The sequence below is a fragment of the Andreprevotia chitinilytica DSM 18519 genome, from assembly GCF_000711875.1.
Lineage (GTDB): Bacteria > Pseudomonadota > Gammaproteobacteria > Burkholderiales > Chitinibacteraceae > Andreprevotia > Andreprevotia chitinilytica.
Window position 1 is genome coordinate 32,578 of sequence record NZ_JONM01000012.1, and the last position, 21,694, is coordinate 54,271.

Sequence of the window (21,694 nt, forward strand, 5' to 3'; positions counted from 1 at the left end):
CTCGCCCATTGATGGGAGAGGGGCTGGGGGTGAGGGTCGTTCAACATGCGCAAGCGCCCCTCACCCTAACCCTCTCCCGCAAGCGGGAGAGGGGACAAAACCTTCAATGACACGAGACGCAGTGCATACGGCGCAATGCCTCATTGCTGAGCGAATCAAAGATTCGCACGCGACGGGGATTGCGCCCTACGTCACTGCATCACTGCCTGATCCCTGCAACTACTCCCCTCGCCCACCGTCCCTGAACAAGGCAAAAGCCTTGCACGGGAGGGAGAGGGGCCGGGGGTGAGGGCCGTGCCAAGTGCATCGACCTTTGCATGCACCCTCACCCTAACCCTCTCCCGCAAGCGGGAGAGGGGACAAAACCTTCAATGACACAAGACGCAGCAGGGTCTGCTGATCCCTGCCACTACTCCCCTCGCCCACCGTCCCTGAACAAGGCAAAAGCCTTGCACGGGAGGGAGAGGGGCCGGGGGTGAGGGTCGTGCAACATGCAGCGACCTGTTCAAGCGCCCTCACCCCCTCTCATACATGGGAGAGGACTACTCCCCACCCCGCGAAGCATCCTTCCTGATCAACGACTCGTAGTACTCGTCATCCGGCACCACGTGGATCGCGCCGTTCAGGCTCATGCTGCCTTCCACCGCCATCACGCCATTCACCTTCAGTGGCGCGTTGAGGGTGGCGTTCCAGGTGCCTTGCGCCGGTGCGATGCCGTACAGCACGCCAAACATGTCCATGCCGGCGTTCAAGGTGAAGTTGCCTTCGACGATGATCGCCACGCCCGGCACCAAGGGCAGGCTGAAGCCGACATTGGCCAGCGGCGTGTTGACGGTGACGTCACCGACCACCCACACCACATGCCCCTTGCTGCCGTTCAGATGACCGCTGTTCACCTCGGAAACGAAGTTCGCCCCGTGGATCACATAAGCGCCCTGCTTCACCTGCGCCTTGGTCTGGCCGAAGTACTCCAGGAAGAAGCGATCGCCATCCTTGGCGACATCGGCGGCTTGCGCCACGAGCGCCTTGTCGCCATACAGCACGTGCTTGCCGAGCAGCTCATAACCGGTGCTGGTGACCTGGTGATACAGATCCGCGCCGCTGGCGCTGCCGCCGACCAACACTGGCGTCATCTCCAGCTCCTCGCCGAAATCCGGGTCAGCGGCGATGGTGCTGTTGTGCACCAACACGGCCTGATCCTTGACGGTCAGCGCCGCACGGCGGGCAAACACGTGCGGGTCGCACTCGTTGCAATGGAGCATGGCGAAGTGCAGCAGGTCGTCGAGCGCCCAGCGCGAGCTGGCGATATCCAGACTGCTGGTCGAGCGCAATGCGCCGATGCCGGTCAGTGCCTGCTCCAGGCCGGTGCAGTACTGGCCTTGCCGCATGGACTGCGCAGCGCTTTGCAACGATGCGATGGCCTGGCTGACCAGCGTCTTGTTGGCGCTGCTGCTCGGGTTCAGCAAGGTCAAGGCGTTGTTCGCCGACGTCACCAGCGTTTCCAGCCCCGCCACCTGATAATTCAGCGGCACGTTGGTGTACGGATGCCAGGCGTTCTTGTAGAAGTCCGCGATGCTGGTATCCAGACGCTGCGCGCCTTCCGGCGACGGTGCGAAGTAACCCAGGCGCAGATCGAGCACCTGCTTGTCGCCGAAGGCCACATTGCCCCACTCCACGCCGCTATCGCTGCTGGCACCGTTCGATTCGGCGAACCACGCGGCACTGTTCTTCGGCCATGTGCTCACCACGTCGAGCTTGGTCACCGGGCCCTGGTTGGTCAGTTTCAGATCAACCGGGATCGGGTCGTCGAGCACGTACAGGCTTGGCAAGGTGCCCGGCATCGCGCCGAGCGCGGCGTCGAGCTGGCTGCCCCATGCCGTTGCGTTGGCGTTCAGGCTGTCGACCAGATCAAAGCCGAACAGCGTGGCCTTACCGCGACCATAGCCTTGCGACACGATGGCCGGATAAGGCGTGACGCCGGTCTGACCCGACTGCACATCCTCTACCGCACCCGTGCCCGGCACCGTGGCCAGCACTTGGCCGCCCTGCGCTTGCAGACGGATCGGCTGACCTGCGCCTGCCAGCGTGGCGGTCGGCAACGGTGCCCCGTTGATCGACACGGTCTGGTTCGGTTTGACGAAGCGGCCGGTGTACTTGGCCCCGACGATGTCGAACAGGCTCTGGTCGTGCCACGTGGTGACATTGCCATCGAACACGGCGGTATTGCCGCGATAAACCATTTCGCGCAGCTCGTCGCCCACCGAACCCTTGATCGCGTCGATCGCACCCAGCAGCCAGTACTGGTTGTACTGACCGGTACGCAAGGCACGGGTGAAGCTGGTTTCATCCAGAACGATCTGGTGCGGCACGCCGCGCGTATTCAGCCACGCGTCGATCTGGCCGGCGCGTTGTGTGAAGCACGGCTGGTTGGTCAGCAACGGGCTGGTATTGGCGCTCACCCACCAATCCTTCTGGCAAGACAGCCACACCAGCACGCGGCTGCGGGCATCGATGCTGGCTTGAGCGGACAACTTCACCTGCGGCTCGGCCGAGATCACGGTCAGCGTGCTGGTGGCGAGGGTGACGGTGGTGCCGTTCACGGTGGCTTGCCACACCAGCTCGTAGGTGGTGCCGGCCGCGCCCGGCGGGGTCCATGTGTACGACTTGTTGCGCTGCGAACCGGCTGCGAGCGTGAACGAATCGTCGAACTCCTTGATCACCGCGTGCGTGGTCGGGTTGCGCACCAGCAGCTGCGTCGTGATGGTGGCGGACGTGGTCTGGCCCGGCTGGCAAATATCATCGCCGTTGTTCTTGATCGTGACCGAGAACACGGTCGATTCACCCGCCGGGACCTGCAGCGGAATCGCCGTCAGCGTGCCGGAGATGTTCAGCGCCTGCACCGTGAAGGCCACCGACGTGCGCGACGTGTTGCCGGCGCGATCCGCTGCATAAATCACCAGCGTATGTGCGCCAGCCGTCGTCACCGCCGTACCCGAGGTGTAGGCATTGCCATCCAGCGTGACGGTGCTGTCGAGCAGGTTGGCATCCGCAATCGTGATCACCGGCGTGGCGCTGATGCTGTACGTGCTGCCCGCAGTCACCCCCGTGACGGTGATGACCGGCGCGGTGTTGTCCACCACCCAGGTGTTCGAGGGAATCGCCGACACCAGACCGAGGCTGTCGGTCGCGCGCACCTTGACGGTGTGCGAACCATCGGCAAGACCGGTCAGGCTGGCGCTGTACTGACCAGCGGTGCCGGCCGTCATCGCCGTCCAGGTCGTTGTGCTATCGAGCTGGTACTCCACCTTGGCGATGGTCTGCGTGCCACTGGCGGTGGCAAGCAGCGTGATCGGTGTCTTGGCGATCAGGCCCACCGCCGGGGTCTGGATCGACACGGTCGGCACGGCATGGGCGATGGTGAAGCCGACCGTCTTGCTGGCGGTGTTGCCGGCCTTGTCGGTGGCATTGATGACCAGCGAATAGCTGCCATTCGCCGAAACCGCCGTACCGGATACGTACGCCGCACCGTTCAAGGTGATGGTGCTGCTCTGCAGGTTGGCATCTGCCACGGTGATCACTGGCGTAACCGTCGCGGCATAGCTATTGCCATCGACCACACCCGTCACCGTGATGGTTGGCGCGGTGTTGTCCACCGTCCATGTCACCGATGGCACGGCCGAGACGAGGCCGAGGCTGTCGGTTGCGCGCACCTTGGCGGTGTGCGAGCCATCCGCCAGGCCACTCAGGCTGGCGGTGTATTGACCACCGGTGCCAGCCGTCATCGCCGTCCAGGTCGTGGTGCTGTCGAGCTGGTATTCCACCTTGGCGATGGTCTGCGCGCCAGTCGCTGTCGCTTGCAGCGTCAGCGGTGTGCGGGTGAACGCGCCAGCCGTCGGGGCCTGGATCGTCACCGTCGGTGCGCTATGGGTGATGGTGAACGCCACCGTGCTGCTGGCGGTGTTGCCGGCCTTGTCGGTCGCGTTGACGACCAGCGAGTAGCTGCCATCCGCCGTGACCGCCGTACCGGAGACATACGCCGCGCCGTTGAGCGTGGTGGTGCTGCTCTGCAGGTTGGCATCCGCCACCGCGATCACCGGCGTCACGGTCGTGCTGTAGGTGGTGCCCGCCGTCACGCCCGTCACCGTGATGACCGGCGCGGTGTTGTCGACGACCCACGTCACCGACGAGTTGGCCGAGACGAGGTTGAGGCTATCGGTCGCCCGCACCTTCACCGTATGCGAACCATCGGCGAGGCCGGTCAGGCTGGCGGTGTACTGGCTGCCAGTGCCGGCTGTCATCGCGGTCCACGTCGTGGTGCTGTCGAGCTGGTATTCGACCTTGCTGATCGCCTGATTACCGCTGGCAGTCGCCTGCAGCGTGATCGGCGTCTTGGCGACCACCCCGTTGACCGGGTTCTGGATCGTCGCGGTCGGGCCGGTATGGGCGATGACGAAGGCCACATTGCTGGTCGCCGTGTTACCCGCCTTGTCGGTGCCGGTGATGACCAGCGTGTAGCTGCCATCTGCCGTGACCGGCGTGCCAGAGGTGTAGGCCGCGCCGTTCAGGGTTACCGTGCTGCCTTGCAGGTTGGCATCCGTGACCGAGATCGACGGCGTGACCGTGCCGGTATAGGTCGTGCCTGCCGTCACGCCCGTCACCGTGATGACCGGTGCGGTGTTATCGACAATCCACGTCACCGACGGAATGGCCGAGACGAGGCCAAGGCTATCGGTGGCGCGCACGTTGGCCGTATGCGAACCGTCGCTCAGGCCGGTCAGGCTGGCGGTGTACTGGCTGCCGGCCAGGGTCATCGCCGTCCAGGTCGTGCCGCTGTCGAGCTGGTACTCGACCTTGGCAATGGTCTGGGCGCTGCTGGCGGTCGCGATCAAGGAGATCGGCGTCTTGGCGATCAGGCCCGCCGTCGGCGCGACGATGGTCGCGGTCGGCGGCGTATGCGTGATCGTGAACGCCACGCTGCTGCTGGCCGTATTGCCGGCCTTGTCGGTGGCATTGACGACGAGCGTGTAGCTGCCATCCGCCGTGACTGCGGTGCCGGAGACGAAGGCCGCGCCGTTCAAGGTGATGGTGCTCGACTGCAGGTTGGCATCCGTCACCGTGATGGCTGGCGTCACGCTGCCGCTGTAGGTCGTGCCGGCCGTCACACCCGTCACCGTGATGACCGGCGCAGTGTTGTCGACCACCCATGTCACCGACGGAATCGTCGAGACGAGGCCCAGGCTATCGGTCGCACGGACCTTGGCCGTGTGCGAGCCGTCGGCCAGACCGGTCAGGCTGGCGCTGTACTGGCCGCCCGTGCCTGCCGTCATCGCCGTCCATGTGCTATCGGCATCGAGCTGGTATTCGACCGCAGCAATCGTCTGCGCACCGCTGGCCGTGGCTTGCAGCACCACCGGAGTACGGCTGAACGAGGCGGCTGCCGGAGCCTGGATCGCAACGGTCGGCGGCGTATGCATGATGGTGAAGGCGACCGTGCTGCTGGCTGTATTGCCGGCCTTGTCCGCCGCGTTGACCACCAGCGAGTAGCTGCCGTCTGCCGTGACTGGCGTGCCGGAGACATAGGCCGCGCCATTGAGCGTGATGGTGCTCGACTGCAGATTGGCATCCGCCACGGCGATCACCGGGGTGACTGTAGTGGCGTAGGTGATCCCTGCCGCCACACCCGTCACCGTGATGGCCGGCGGGGTGTTGTCCACTGTCCAGCTCACCGACGGCATCGTCGAGACGAGGCCGAGGTTGTCGGTCGCACGCACCTTGGCGCTGTGCAGCCCATCGGCCTGACCGGTCAGGCTGATGCTGTACTGACCACCGGTGCCGGCCGTCATCGCCGTCCAGGTCGTATCGCTATCGAGCTGGTATTCGACCTTGGTGACCGGCTGCGCGCCGCTGGCAGCCGCTTGCAACATCACCGGCGTGCGGACGATCGCGCCATCGAGCGGCAGCTGGATTTGCACCGTCGGCGGCGTATGCGCAATGACGAACGTGATGTTGCTGTTCGCCGTATTGCCGGCCTTGTCGGTGGCCGTGACGTTCAACACGTAGCTGCCATCGGCCGGAACCGGCGTGCCAGAGGTAAACGGCTGGCCATTCAGGGTGATGGTGCTGCCCTGCAGATTGGCATCCGCCACCGCGATGACCGGCGTGACGCCACTGGTGTAGGTCGTACCCGCCGTCACCCCCGTGACCGTGATGGTCGGCGGTGTGTTGTCGAGGATGAACGACAGCGCAACCGGGGCGGAGACATTGTTGTAGGTGTCGGTCGCACGGGCATACACCGTGCGCGGGCCATCGGCTGCCACCAGGTTGTACACATAGGTGGACTGCACGATGTTCTGCACCGCGATCTTCTGCCACGTCTGTCCATCGAGCGACAGCTCGGTAGAAACCACACGCGAGTTCAGATCGGTTGCACTGACCACGATGGCCAGCGGGTTGCCGGACACATAGGCCCCGGCAGCCGGCTGCACGAAGCTGACCACTGGCGGCACGTTGTCGATCACCTTGACCGTCTGACGATCAAGCACGACGCGCTGGCCGGACACGGTGGCTTCCAGCGTGACTTGCAACGACTTGAGCGGCCAGCCGGTGGTATCGAAGTGCGCACTGCCGGTCCAGCTGGTGCCGACCGTGGCGGAGGCTTGCGCCGGCACGTTGGCCAGCTCGGTGCCGGTGCTGGTATCGACCACGCGTGCCGACACCGGGATGCCGGTCAGATCGACGTTGCCGGTATTGCGCACGGCCAGCTGCGCATTGAAGCCGCTGCCGATGGCCGGTGCGGCGTTATCGAGCGTGAGCGTGCCACCCAGATTCGGCACGGCGCTGGCCACGATATCGAACGTGGTTTGCGCTTGCTGCAGCGCGCCCGAGGTCGCGTCCTGCTCTTCCAGCACCACGGTATAGGTGCCCGGCGGCAATGCACCGGTGTTGAAGGTCAGCGGCTCGCTCGCGGCCACGCCCGGCAACAGCGTCACACCGCCCTGCTCGGCTTGCGCCACGGTCGTGCCTTGCGGCGAAACCACACGCAGACGCAACGTCTGGTTTTGCGCGGAGGTGCTGTTGGTGGACAGCTGCACGGTGCCGGTGGCGTTCACAGCTTCGTTGGCGCCATAGCTGGCTTTGTCCGTGCTCACGCTGAGCTGGGCTTGCTGTACGGCATCCAGCGTGAAGCGTGTACGCGAGGTGCCGATGTTCACCTGGTTGACGTCCAGCAGATCGGCCACCAGGACATAGTCGCCCGCGACGATGCCGGTGCTGTCCCAAGGTTCGTTCAGGGTCAGCGCCGAGGCGTAGGCGAGGTTTTGCACCGGCTGATCCGGCAAGGCTTGCACCAGATAGCCGCCCGCATCTTCAACGTGCGCCCGCACCGTGCCGGTAAAGGCCGCGCCGGCATTCGACAGCGAAGCCGTACCCGCCACTTGCGCGCCCGGCGCGTAGTGGGTGGCATCGGTCGCTACCGTGATGGTCGGCAAGGCGTTATCGACCACGTTGATGCTGACCGACGCCGTGTTGTTGGTTTCGTCAGCCTCGATCACCGTGTTGCTGGCATCCACCGTGGCAACCAGCGTGTAAGTGCCGGTGGCCGGCGCCTTCCAGTCGATCAGGTAGGTCTGCGACCCGTTCTGCGCCAAGGCCGGCACGGCCTGCGCCAGCAGCGAGGTCAGCTGGCCTTGCGGATCGCGCAGCACCACTTGCAGATCGGTCGCCGGTGCAGCCGCGCCCACATTCCGTACCTGCACCGCGATGCGAACCGGCTCGCCCACCATCGGCGAAGCAGGAATCACGGTCAGATCAGAGGCTGCGACGACCAGATCCGGCAAGGCATCCGTCAACAGCGTGACCGAGATCGGCTGCGCGTTCGGGCTGCGGTTGCCGGCGGCATCGGTCGAGTAGGCACCGAACTGGTTGTTGCCGTTGGCAAGGCGTTGCTGCATGAAGGCGAAGGTGCCCTTCGGCGTGACCTGGGTAATGCCGCTGCCGTTGGAATAGAACATCAGGCCGGACGCCATCCACGACAGGCTGTATTTGCCCCTGCCATCGTTGCCCAGCAGGGTTTCCTCTGCCCCGGTCGTCAACGAGCGGCGCACCAGCGTGTAATCGTCATGCACCGCGGCCAGCGATGTGCCATCCGGCGACAACGCCATGTACTGGTAGCCGTTGCTTTGCACATTGGTGAGCGCATCGACCACGCCGGATTGCGGCGTATAGCGATGGATCTGGTTCAGGTACGGCGGATTCGGGTCCTGCGCCGTGTAGTACAGCGCGCTGGAATCCCTGGACCACATCAACGAATTCGGCGAGCCGGGTTCGTTGACGGTCGACACGTTGCCGCTCGATGCATCGACCACCTTGAGCTGGTTGCTTTGCATGAAGGCCAGATACTTGCCGTCGCCGGACCAGCTCAGCTGGTAGCCGAACGACCACGGGTAAGCCTTCACCAGCGGTGTTGCAACGTTGCTCGTGAGGTTGACCAGATACAGGCCGCCGTAAGTGGTATCGCCCGGCACGTAGTTGAGCACAACGGCATGGCGGCCATCCGGCGCATAGGCCAGGCCGGAGCCATACATCGATACGCTATTGAGTACCTTGGCGGCGGCGGTGGTGCGATCCCAATACAGCAGTTGATTGCCGTTGTTGCCATCGGCAGAACCGATGAACAGCATCGACGAGCCATCCGGCGCGAACAGGCTGGTATTGGCGTTCGCCACACCCGGAATGGACTGGCTTTGCGCCGTATACCGGTCGATCAGCTGCGGGTTGTTGCCATTCACCAACCAGCGGCCATCCGGGCTCAGCGCCCAGTTGTTCAGATTGGTCATCGGCAGCTGTTTGACCAGCGTATCCGCCGCAGCCACGGTCGTGCCGGCGGTTGCGCCGCCTTGCGTCAGCGTCACGGTACTGCCCGGCTCGGCCATACCGAGCACATCGGCATTCGGCACGCGGGTCGAGATCGGCGAGCCGGCCACGGTCGGGCTGATGAAGACCGGTGTTACCGGCGCAACCGTGTCGCGCGGCGTGGCCGAGACTTCGTTCGAGAGCGAGCCAAGATGGCCCTGTGCATCGGCCGACTGCACCACATAGAAGTACTTGGTGCCGTTGACCACGGTGTGATCGACGTATTGCGTGCTGGTCCATGCGCCATTCAGCGTCACGTACGGCCCACCCGCCTGAGTAGCGCGGTGGACGATATACGTGTTCGGCACTGCGCCGGTGCCCAGCAGCCAGCTCAGGTCGACTTCGCCACCCGTCGCCGGTGCAAGCGCACTCAGCGTGATGGTGGTCGGCGGGCCGGCGACCGCGATGGTCGCAACGACGTCGTTCGATGCCGCGCCGATCAGTTGATCGGTGCCCACCGGCTTCACCACATAGTGGTAACTACCGTTCGGCAACGCCGGGTCGAGATAGGTCAGCGCCGTCAGATCGGTCACTTCACCGATCTTCACCCCGTCGCGGTCGACTTCGTACTTGGCGACATTGGTCGAGGTACTGGCGAGCCAGGTCAGCGTGACATCGGACTGATTGACCGATGCCGCCAGCACGACCGGTGCGGGCACGCTGGTATCGCCGACGGCAGCCGGCACGGTGCTCGGCGTGCTCTCGTAGGCACTGGTGTTGATGGCATAGACATTCAGCTGGTGCTGACCATCGTTGAACGTGGCGCTGTAGGACGGATCGGTCTGCGTATGCAGCGTGCCGACCTTCACTTCGCTGATGCCCACGGTGCAACCGTCGCAGGCATTGGACGCCAGCAGCGTGATCCGCAGCTGATCGGTGCGGTAGCGCTGCGCCAGCGTCACTTGCTGGAACACATCGGCATTGCCGCGCACCTTGGCGACCGGCACCCAGACTTCGCCATCGTAGGCGTCGATATTGAAATCGCGCGCAACGTAGGTGCCATCCCAACCGAAGGTGACGTTATCGATCACCGCCGGCTGCTTCAGCTTGAGCGCCAGCCATTGGCCCGACACCGGCTGACTGGGTGACGGCTGCCATTCGGTGCTGGTGTTGTTATCGAAGGCAAACGACGCCGGCATGAACAGCCACGCACCCTGAGTGCTGTCGTAGTACTGCTGGCTGCTCGATACCGTGCCCGTCACAGTGCTCATGTCGAGCGGATCGATGGTCGGGGTCGCCTGGTCGGCAGCGAGGTAGTAGCCCAGCAGATCGGCTTCGGTATTGGCCTGCCAGGTCAGCGCAACCGTGCTGCCCGTCACGTTGGCGGCGAGGCCGGCCGGCGCAGCCGGTCTGGTCACCTGCAGCACGTGGAAGGCCACGGCCTTGCTCAGGTTGCCGTTGTCATCACGCTCGCGCAACGTCAGGCGGTTATCCCCAGCTGCCAGCGGCACTTGCACGGTGAACGCACCGGTCGCCGCATCGGCATCGCCATTGGCGATCACGGCGGTGCTGGTGCTGATCTGCACGTGGCGGGCCGGCAGACCGGTCCCCTTCAGGGCGGTATTGGCTGCCACGGTCGGCGTGAACGGTTGTTCCAGCGTCGGCGTGTAGACAATGGCGCTGGCCAGCGGGCTGTCCTTGCTCACATTGCCTTGCTGATCCACGGCCACGACCGAGTATTGATACGTCGCGTCGTTCAGGCTCGCGTCGACATAGCTGACGGCCGTGATCGGCGTGCTGTTGAGCACCGTGCTACTGCCATCCGGGTTCAGACGCTTCAGCACATAACCTGCCAGATACGGCGAGGTGCTGGCCGGCCAGCTCAGCGTGACGTCACCGCCATTGACCGCAGCCGCCAGCGTGAGCTGATCCGGCGGAACGAGGTTGGTGTAGGTCAGGTGGATCGACGTTGGGGCCGGGTCCACGTGGCTGGTCAGATCGGTGGCAATCGCCTGGAATTCATAGCTGCCGAACGGCAAACCGGTCGGATTCCAGTAAATGCCCCACGGTGCCTTGGTCACCGGCGCGCCGATGTTGGTCCACGCACCACCCGCAGCCGGGCGGTACTGGAACAGCACTTGCGCCACGTCGGTATCCGGCGAGGTAGCGAGCAGATAGGTGTTGCTGCCCACCTTCTGGCCATCGGTTGGCTGCACGATGGTGGCGTGCGGCGGACGCGTGTCGACCGTCACGGTGGCGACATTGGACGGCGGGCTGGTGTTGCCGGCCTTGTCCACCGCGAACACGGTGTACGCATGCACGCCATCGGCCACGTTCAGGTCGCTGTAGGTGTTCGGCACCAGCAGGTACGGCGTGAGATCGCCCACCACCGCGCCGATTGCATTGGCGAGATGCCCATCGCGGTACAGCAGATAACCGGCCAGATCGGGCTCCTGATTGGCGGTCCACTGCAGGGCCACGTTCGCATCGGTGGCGGCGGCTTGCAGGTTCAACGGCGCGTTCGGCGCAACGTTGTCGATGCTGACCGATACCACGTCGGACGCGGTCGAGCCGTCGAGCGCTTCGGCTTCCAGCTTGATCTGGAACGTAGCGCCTTGCGGCAAGGTCGTCGTGTCCCAGTTCGCCAGCGAATCGGCCACCGTCGCCACTGGCGAGCGGCGGATCAATTGCCACGAGGTGGAACCGGCCGGCGCGATGGAAACGCGGTATTCCTTGAAGTCGCTGCCGCTGTTGGCGCTGCCCTGGATGTCCAGCAGGTTGCTGACCACCTTGCCGTTGGTTGGCGTGAAGATCTTGGCGACCAGCTGCGCGGTCGAGACGACGACCGTGACCTTGTTGGACGGCGCACTCTCCCAGCCGGCCTTGTCGAAGGCCGTGACGGTGTAGGCGTGCGGGCCGGCCAGCAGCGACGGATCGAGGTAATGGATATCCGTGATCAGGTCGGTATTGATGCGCGTGCCATCGCGATAGATGGCGTAACCGGCCAGATCCGGCTCCTGGTTGGCGTTCCAGCTGAGCTTGGCGTCGTGGCGATTGGCCAGCGTGACAGCCAGATTGATCGGCGCGGCCGGCGGAACGGTATCGATGATGACTTCGGCATAGGCCACCGAGACGTTGCCGGCCTTGTCGACCGCGGTCAGACGCAAGGTCTGCGGGCCATCCGGCGGCAATGCCTGCCACTTCAACAGCGTGCCATCGTCGACAGCGGTCGCACCGCTGCCAATCGTGGTCCAGCGCGTGGCAGTCGCCTGCGTGCCCGGCGCGACATCGATGGTGTAGCTGCTGAAATTGGCGTCTTTGGCGGTGCCGAGAATATCCGACGGCATGCGCACATAACTGCCCGTGGCCGGAACGCGGATCGCAACCACCGGCGGCGTGTTGTCGACGATGACATTGACGTGCGCATCGCCCGACTGCAGCGCCAGATCGTCGGCGTGCAAGGCCACTTGATACGCGCCGTCCGCCAGCTTGGAAATATCCCAGCTGGTGGTGATGGCCGGTTGCGGCAGCGAGGTGCCGCTGAGCAACGGCAGCTGCTGGCTGCTGTTACCCACGACGATACCCAGAGCGTAGGACGCGAGGTTCTTTTCCACCACGCTGCCGGCAATGGCGATTGGGCCATTGCGGGCGCTGAGATACGCGCCTTCGGTCGGCGTGGTCACGCTCACCTTCGGCGGCGTGCGGTCGATCTCGAAGTTCTTGACCAGTTCCGAGCTGTTTTCCGCCACGTCGGTCGCGGTGATGCGCAGCGTGTACGGGCCTTCCGGCAGCAAGGACAGATCGGTGATCTGCAGCGGCGTTGAGTCGTAAGCGCCGGAGTTGACCAACTGGGTGGCCGTATTCGACGTGCCGCTATTCAGATAGGCGGAATACGTATTCGGAATGGCGTCGTTGATCCGGGCGGTCAACATGCCCTTGCCGGTGATGTACGCGCTGGCCGGATTGAGCAGCGTGATCGCCGGTGGCGTGGCCGCCAGCATGAATTGCGCATCGGCAGTTTGCGTCTGCACGCCATCGAGCGAGGTGGCGGTCAGGTGCGCGGTATAGATGCCGTCCGGCTGAACCTGACCCTGGGCGTTCTTGCCATCCCATACCTGCGTGCCGGCACCCAGCGCCATCGTGACGCCACTGACCAGCGTGCGCACCTTGGCGCCGCCCGGAGCGAGGATGTCGATCGTGCCGCTCACGGCTTGCAGCAGGTTGTAGCGGATCGCCACGGTATCGCGGCGGCCGTCGCCGTTCGGCGAGAACGGGTCCGGCGTGGCACTGACGGCGTCGATCAGTTTCTGATCGCCCACCTTCAGCGGAATGCGGACATCGGTCTTGTTGCCGACGCTATCGGCCGCCTGCACGCGCAGGGTGACGCCGCCATTGAGGCCGAAGGTGTTCCAGTCGGCGAGCTTGCCGGCCGGGGTGACTTGCTTGTTGCCGGCATTGATCGGCAACCAGACATCCGGGCTGCTGTCGGTGGCGAACTGCACCGAATAGCTCGCGAAGTGAGCATCCGTTGCCAAGCCGTTGACGCGCACTTCCAGGCCGATGAGCGAACCCGGCATCAGATCGCTGACAGAGACGACCGGCGGGGTGTTGTCCAGCTCGACCGCGAACAGTTTTTCCAGTTCGTTGACGCAACCGTCGCTCAGGCGCAGGCGGAAGGCATATACGCCGTCCTTGGCGATCTGACCGCTGTCGTCGTGACCATCCCAGGTGTAGCTGCTGTCGCCGGCGAAGACCGGCAAGGCATTGGCCAGCGTGCGAACCGGGCTGGCGCCGTCGACCAGATTCAGGTTGTGGTTGTCGTCGTAGTACGCCGGGTAGATCTCCAGCGTGGCATTGAGCGGTTCGCCCACGGTGATGGTCAGGGTCGAATTGACTGCCGTGCCATCTGCATTGGTCGTGAACAGGCCGTGGTCGATCGCGCCGTACTGGTAATCGACGAAGTTGTCGAAGTTGATCGGCATCGCATCGGTGCAGCTCATCGCGCCGGATGTGCCATACACCTTCAGGCGCAGGTTCAGATCCGGGTTCAGCTTGTCTTCCAGCAGACCGAGCATGCCGGCCGAGCCCGCGTATTGCGTCACGCCAGGGAAGTTGTTCTTGGCATCCGACGCCCACTGTACCGGGTGGTAATCGCGGCACAGATCGCTTGGCGCATAGCGGCAGAGCGGGTTCGTATCCACCGCCATACGTGTGGCATTACCCATCGCGCCGGTCGGCCCTGCGATGTCGTCATCGAACGGAACGGCGGCCGGATTGATCTTGATCCAGTTATCCGGCGTGTTTTTCGATGAATATTCCAGCGAGTAATACATCCCGGCGGTGTCGGACATCTCGCCCTGCACCGAGACGACATTGCGCTTGATGCCGAACGGATCGGTCACCTTGACGCCGCAAACCTTGGCACCCGCAGACGGGTAAGTGATCTTGGCCACCGGCGCTTGCCGGCTGACCGTAAACGAAACAGTCGCTTCGGAAGTGTGGCCGGCACTATCGGTGGCACGGGTGAAGTAGCCGCTCTGCGGACCCTCCTGCATGCCGTTCGTATCGAGGGTGTAGCTGACATCCACGTTGTCAGCCGGATCGGTCCAGTTGGCCAGGATGTCATCGGTGCCATCCGCGCGATGACGCCCGAACACCAGATGCACCAGCTTGTTGCCGGCGTAGGTCTTGGGGTGCAGCGTAATCGTGTCCTTGCCGGACGGTGCCTGATTGCAAGCCTGAGCAAATTCAGGGCGGACGCGCCAGTTCACATCGATACACGCGGACGTATACACACCAGGGGCTGACAAGATGAGCGGCGCACGGGCACGGCCATCAGTCGGCATGTTCGGCGTGCCGACCAGCTGAACGTTGTAATCGACGCACGGCGCCAGGTTGACCCAGCGGTCGAGATTCACGCCGAATTGCACATCCGGCGCGATCACCGTACCCACCGTGCTCGGCGTGGCGAATCGTTGATCGACCAGGCTTTGCAGCGTGACCTCGACCTTGGCGTAACCGTCGTGATGCGCGCCCGCGCCAGTCGCCCTATAACCGGCCAGCGCATCGCCAACCAGTACTTTGCCGGTAAACGGATCGGGCAAGATAACCAGGTAATCGTTGAATTTGACCGCGTACGGGTACAAGGCGAGCTGCGCCTGACCACTGTCGGTCACGGCCTTGATCCTCACCAGATACTTGTGCTGGGGCAGCAGATTGGCCGGATCGAACAGGAACGAGACCAAGCCGTCGACCGGTTTGTTGCCAACGGATTTACCGAAACTATCAAGGAATTGCGCGATCGGCTTTTCGGTCCACTGCTGGCTGTCGAGCGCGGAGACAGGCATGCCGTCGTTGTCGGTGACATCTAGGTATTGCACGAAGACCTGCTGCAACGGCGCCTTGATGCTCTCGATGTAATCAAAGCGGATCGGCGCAGCGCCGGTCAGCGTGTCCAGTAGCGGCAGGCTACCGACGGTATCGGCCTGCCGGATATACGGCGCGGCCCATACCGGCGGCGGCGTTGGCTTGGTTCCGCCCACAGCCACCGGGACTTCGGTGAAAGAGAACAGGAACAGTTGTTCCGTCGTCAGCACACCCGTGGAAGTCTGGTTGCCGGCCTTGTCCGTCACCACCAGGCGGAATTGCTTGCCGACGATGTCGCCCACGCCAAGCCCTTGCGCACCCTTGGCTTGCAGCACGGAGGACGGCAGGTCCGTCCAGTCGCTGGTATTCAGATCGGCGCTTTGCAGCTTGGCGGAGAAGAAGTTGCTGTCCTGATAGGACCAGACGAGAGTCGGCCCCGATGTCGCCACCGCCAGGTCTGGCGGGCTGAACATCCCCGGATAGGCATTGATGAAGGTGAGATTGGCAACCGGCGGGGTGTTGTCCACCGTCACCAGGAAGTCGTAGCCCAGCACCGACAGCTTGTACTGACCGTCGTCCACCACCCGGCCGCTGGCATCGCGGCCATCCCAGACCAGCTGGAATTCCTGCCCGATCAGGCTGTGATCGCGGCTGAAGGTGCGCACGAGGTTGCCCTTCGCATCGCTCACCGTGAACTCAAGGTGCACCGGCTGCAAGACGCGATAGTGCAATTGCAGCTGATCCTGCACACCATCGCCGTTGGGCGAGATGTAGTCGAAATCCTTGTAGAGATCGGTGATCAGCGGCGTGTCGTCGTAGGCAATGCTTTGCTGGGCGCGCTTCTGATTGCCGGCCAGGTCTTCCACCGTCAGGCGAACGATGTAATTGCCGAATGCCGGCGGCACCCAGGTGGTGAACACGCCATCGACAATCGGCTGGGTCGACGACGGGGCAACCGAATGCCAATCCGTCGGCGTGGCGCTGCTGGCGTATTCAAGCGTATAGCGGGCGAAGTTCTGATCCGCCGCCGAGCCGCGCAGCAGAATGCCCTTGCCGGCGCCGACATACATCGCGCGCAGATCGGCTGTCAGGTTCAACAGCGAGCTGTAGCTCCAGATGTCGTTGGACCAGTTGTTGCTGCGCGGATAGCAGCTATCGGCATTGGCCGCAAAGAGACGCGGCGCCTGGAACAGCAAACTTCTGCCGCTGGGCAGGAACGGCCGCCCGGTGCTCGTCATGTCGGCGGTGTTGGAGAAATTCAGCTGCGTGCCGTTGCTTGGGTCCGCCGCGGCCGGATTGGCGGCATACCAGCTGCCCAGGACCGGCATATAGGCGTAGCCATCCGTATCCGCCGAATACAGGCACGGAATGCCCTGATTGCAGACGATCAGTTCCAGCGAGCTGAACGGATCGGCCCACAAATCGAAGTTATTGGCCGGAATCGCGGCCGGCGCAGCGATCTGGTTCAATGCACCGGTGATCAGATCCGCCGCATAGATGGTCGTCTTCGAGCTACCGCCACTCGATGTGGTGCTCATGACGCTGGCAGCGGCAGGGCCACCGGTCGACGCGCCAGAAGCAAAGATGAAGCCGTCAGACGTGCCGTTCCACTCCGAAGCCAGGATGTTGCCGCCGTAGCCGCACTCCCCGCACTCCCCGTTCGTGGCATTGGTGAGATCAGCCTGGAAGCCCTTCAGCAGGTTGAAATCAGCATCGAAAGCGTTGAACAAGGCGGTGGAAACGTTGGTGCCGTTGACCCATTTCCGGCGTACGCCGCCCAGGAAGAAGCGCGACGAATCCAGCGACCAGCGAATCTGGTCGTAATCGAAATCGGTGCCGAGCTGGGCAGTCGGAATGCTGTGGCGCTCGCCGGACAGCAGATCGATCACCATCCAGTCCCACTTGTTGTTTTGATACAGGCGCAGCAGTGCACGTTGGCGATTCGGGGCGATCAGCACGCGTTGCAGGCTGTAACCGGTAGTGCCGATGAGCTGCGTCGGCGCGCTGCCGTCCACCGGCAGGCGCAACAGCTGCTGGGCATCGCCCTGCTGGGTTTCCACCACCACGGCCGAGCCATCGGCCAGCATTTGCTGCATGGTGATATTGGCGTAGGTCGCGATATTGGTGCCGGCCGGCGCCTTGGCCTGATTACTCATGAGCAGGCGGGTCTTGCTGCCATCACCCGCTGCGGTCCACACCTCGACCTGATTGATGAAGGTGTTGTGCGCGTCGTAGTAATTGGTGCGGACAAACGCGATCTGGTCGTTGTTGGTCGCGACGGACAGATTGGTGACATTCGCGTCATTGGCAAACATGGCCGGCGAAATCACCGGTTTGATGTTCGTGCCATTGGCCAGCATCTGGTAGATCGACTTCGGATACGAAGCCGTCAGCGCGGTCTCGCTGGTCGAGAAATACAGATGCTGTTCATCACCGGCGAACTGGACGTTCTGGATCTCCGGCAGCTCGCAAGTCAGGTTGCGATAGGTCTCGTACGGCGTGCCGCTGGCGGCCAGGATCGGCGAGTGGTTGTTATCCAGCGTGACGGACACATCGCCCAGGGACGTGCCGGACGGATTGACGGCGCGAATCTTGTACACGCCGTCTTTCTGCAGGCGGCCGAGGTCATCCAGGCCGTTCCATTCGAAGCTGCCGGCCAGGGTTTGCTTCAGCTCGGCACCGGCGTAGGTGCGCACGACGCGGTTCTTGGCATCGAGCACTTGCACGGTGACATCAGTCGGCGCATCGGTGCGGAAACTGAACGTAGTGGTGTCTTTGATGCCATCGCCGTTGGGCGAGAAATACGGCTCGGTGATGAAGGTCTTGCCGGACTGGATCACCGTGCTGCGCGATGCGCTGTTGTTGGTCTTGTCGCTCTCTTCGATCTGGTTATCCGGATCGACCACGACAAACAGCGTATGCGCCGCCAGCGTGCTGGCCGGTGCCCAGTTGAAGCTGGTTTGCAGCGTGGCCTGCGGCGCAATGGTCGGGACGGTGTTCGAGCCAATGAGCGTGCCGCCGACGGCCGGATCGCCATCATAGGCGCGCACGACCACCGCGTTGGCGGCTTGCCCGCCCAGGTTGGACACCAGCGCCGAAATGACCACCGGATCGCCCGGCTTGGGATTGTCCGGCGTCAGGCTGATATTGCCCGCCGCAATCGCCAGATCAGGCAGCGGCGTGACGGTCAGCGTGTTGAATGCGCTATTGTCCGCACGGGTGATTTCGGTGATTTGCTGTGCCGGATCGACCACCACGTAGACGAGGCGCGTGCGGGCACCCAGCAAATGCGGCCAGGTCAGCGATACCGTGGCCGACTGGGCCGGATTCAGTTGTGCAATGGTTTGCACCGCGCCGATCGGCGTGCCGCCCGCGGTCGGATCACCATCGTAGAACTGGACCTGCACATTGGTCGCAGCCACCGAGCCGGTGTTGCTCACCACGGCATGGATGCCGACATCGTGGCCTTCCAGTGTCGGGTTGCTGTCGAAGGTCAGATCGCGATAGCTCACCGCGAGATTGACGCCGGTCGCATCGCTGACCACGAACGGGAACGTGGCCACGTTGTTGCTGCGATCCGCATCGGCCAGCAGGTTTTCGCGATCCAGCTCGACCTTCAAGGTCCAGTTGCCGGACGACACGGCCTTCCAGGCCAGATCCTGCGAAACACTCTGCCCTGCCGCGATCTGCAGCGTGCGATCGGCCACGTCGATGACTTGCGTGCCATCGGTCACCGAGTAGTGAACATGGAACGGCGAGCTGTCGATGGTGCCCTGGTTGACCAGCTTGATCTTGAAGCTGGCATCACTGCCGACATACAGCGTATTGGCCAGGGTGATGTCGGAGGCGCTGACGGCCACATCCAGCGAGCTGGTGGTGCTGACGGTCACGGAGGCGGAATTATTCGAGCGATCGACATCGCCGGACGTCTGATCCGGATCGAGCACGATGGTGTAAACGGTATCGCCCGGGGTTTTCTTCACCGGGCTGAAATTGACCACCTGCGTGGCACGGCCAAGCAGGTTCAAGGTGGTCTGCGCGATCGGGGTGGCCTGGCTGCCTATGCCTTCGTAGAGCGCCACCTTCACATTGGTCGCATCGGTCTGGCCGATATTGGAGACCAGCGCGGAAATGCCCACCGGGGCCGGCAGCGTGCCGAGCTTGGCCGGCGTGACGGCAATATCGGTCGCAGAAATCGATAGATCGGTTTTAAGCGATGCCGGGTTGACGACGAAATTCAGGCTGGCGGTGTTATCCGCCTTGCTGGTTTCCACCGTCGCGCCCAACGGGTCGACCACGGCGGCCAGCGCATGGCTGCCCGCCTTGTTGAACGTGTTCCAGTTGGTGAGCAATGTGACACTCTGGCCGGGCGACAGCGGCGGCACCGACACATCGCTGCCGATCTGCACGCCGTTCTGGCCGCCATCGTAGAAGCGCAACAAGCCAGTACCCGCGCCGACCGACCCGGTATTCGAGACCGTGACCGACAACTGCACGTAGCGCCCATCGGTCGCGCTGGCCGGCGTTGCGGTCAGATTCGAGACGTTCCAGTTGACCAGCGCCCCGCTCTTGAGCACGCGCAAGGCCAAGGCGGTGGAATAGGTGCTGCCATCCCAGCTGCCGTCAGCCCGCTGGCTGCCATTGACGTACTTGAGCGCATCCTGCTGCCGGATGCCGTCCAGGCCTTGCACGGCGCTCAAGGCGATCAGCACATTGGCGGTATCGTGCACCGTGCTGGTCGACCCTTCGCCAAAACCGCCATCGCCGTTCTGGCGTTGCGCCAGAAACGCCAAAACCTTCGCCTTGATCGAAGCAAGCGAAGGTTTGGTCTGCAGGGCGTTGACCACCGCGGTGGTCGGGAGTATTCGGCTGGCGCCACTACTGGCATCTCCCCATCCGCCATCGGGATTTTGGGTTGCCAGCAAATAGGCTTCGGCCTTGCCCAGACTGGCGACGGTGCTTGTACTGCCACCGCCACGCTGCAGCGCCTGCATCGTCAGCGCCGTATCCAGCGGATTACTCAAATAACCGCTTGCTGCACCCCAGCCACCATCGGCATTTTGGGCCAGCAACAAGGCGGCGATATCCGTCACCGCCTGGGACTGGCCGTTCAGCGACAGTGCACGCCGGGCCAGATAGTCGGCATTGCCGAGCGTTTGCGCACTCAGCCAGTCACGCGCCAGCAAATAGCCGCTGAACACGCCACCGGCGTTGTTGCTCAGCGTATCGATCGCGACCGTGGTGTCGCGCACACTGGTGAACGGGTTGTCCTGCCAGCTGCCGTACTTGCCTTGCGCGTTGCCCAGCCACTTCAGGCCATTGACCAGATCGGCGTTGGCGCTGCCAGACGGCGTGCTGGTGGTCGGATTCGACGGCGTGGCTGCGGCAGCCAGCGGCTCAAGCGTGGTATGGGCGATCGCGCGCCCGGCAGTCATGATCGACAGGCGGGTCTGGAATGCCTTGCGGACCTCGTTGATGGACGCAATCTGGGCATCCGTCGCCGTCTCGCCGGAGCGGGTCAGCAACACGTAGCCAAGACGGAATTCCTTCTTTGAGTCTGCAGCCGAGGGCACGCGCGGGCCTTCGGCAGCGATGATGTCGTCGACCGACACCATGTGCTTGGTGCCGTGCACCGTTACGCCGGTTTGCGGGAACTGGTTCGCCTGCGCATCGGTGGTTTCGATGTAGAAAAAGGGCGGCACCTCCTCCTTCTTGTACATCCCCATCAGGTAGAGATCGAGCGGGCTGTAGAACTGCCGCGCGGAAACGGAGGTGAACGTACCGTCGCCGTTGTCTTGCCACTGGTTGCCGTATTCGACCGATGCCCCGGTATCGAGCAGGAAGCTCCAGTGCGATTTATCCGGCCCGAGGAGGACATCGCTCGGTTTGCCATCCGGCCCGAGCACATGCACCGAAGCCTCCCACTGGTGGAGGATTTCGTGGGCCAGCGTCGCCAGCACGTTTTCAAACTTGGGATCGAACGGATTCAGGTTATAGCGAGTCAAGGCCGCCATATCGACATAGGCCAGCAAGGTGCCGTTGCTGCTGCCGAACTGCTGGGTGTAGTCGAAATCCTTCAGCCCCAGACCCTTGACGTGGTTCTGGACGGCGATGTGGAACGCCTCTGCGTTCTTGGTATCGGCGTTCGGGTTCGAGGTGTCGAAATCGAAGGACGTGAAAACGATCAGGAAATCGTATTTGTCCGGGTGGGTGCGGTAGAACTCCTTGGCCGCCACCGTACGCGGCTCGCCATTCGGCGCGCCGGTTTTCAGCAACATGTCGTAGTTGCCGAGCATTTCCATCACGGCAACGTTGTTGTTGTCGCCCTTGAATTTGGCCGTGAAGAAACCCGTGGTCGGGAAATCCGTCACCACCAGCGCATCCGCACCTGCCGTGGTCGGCCACAACAGCTGCAGCGACGTCAAAAGCAACAGCGCAGCAAGCCAATTGAAGAGTCGGAATGTGCGCTGCATTTGGC

At 63.5% G+C, this 21,694-nt stretch carries 1 protein-coding gene; it reads right to left on the reverse strand.

Annotated elements, in window-relative coordinates:
• Positions 1 to 542 precede the first annotated feature (542 nt).
• A complete protein-coding gene (locus BR41_RS15475; RefSeq protein WP_035058652.1) occupies positions 543 to 21,689 on the reverse strand; it encodes a CARDB domain-containing protein in 21,147 nt (7,048 codons plus the stop codon).
• Between the last annotated feature and the right edge of the window lie 5 nt (positions 21,690 to 21,694).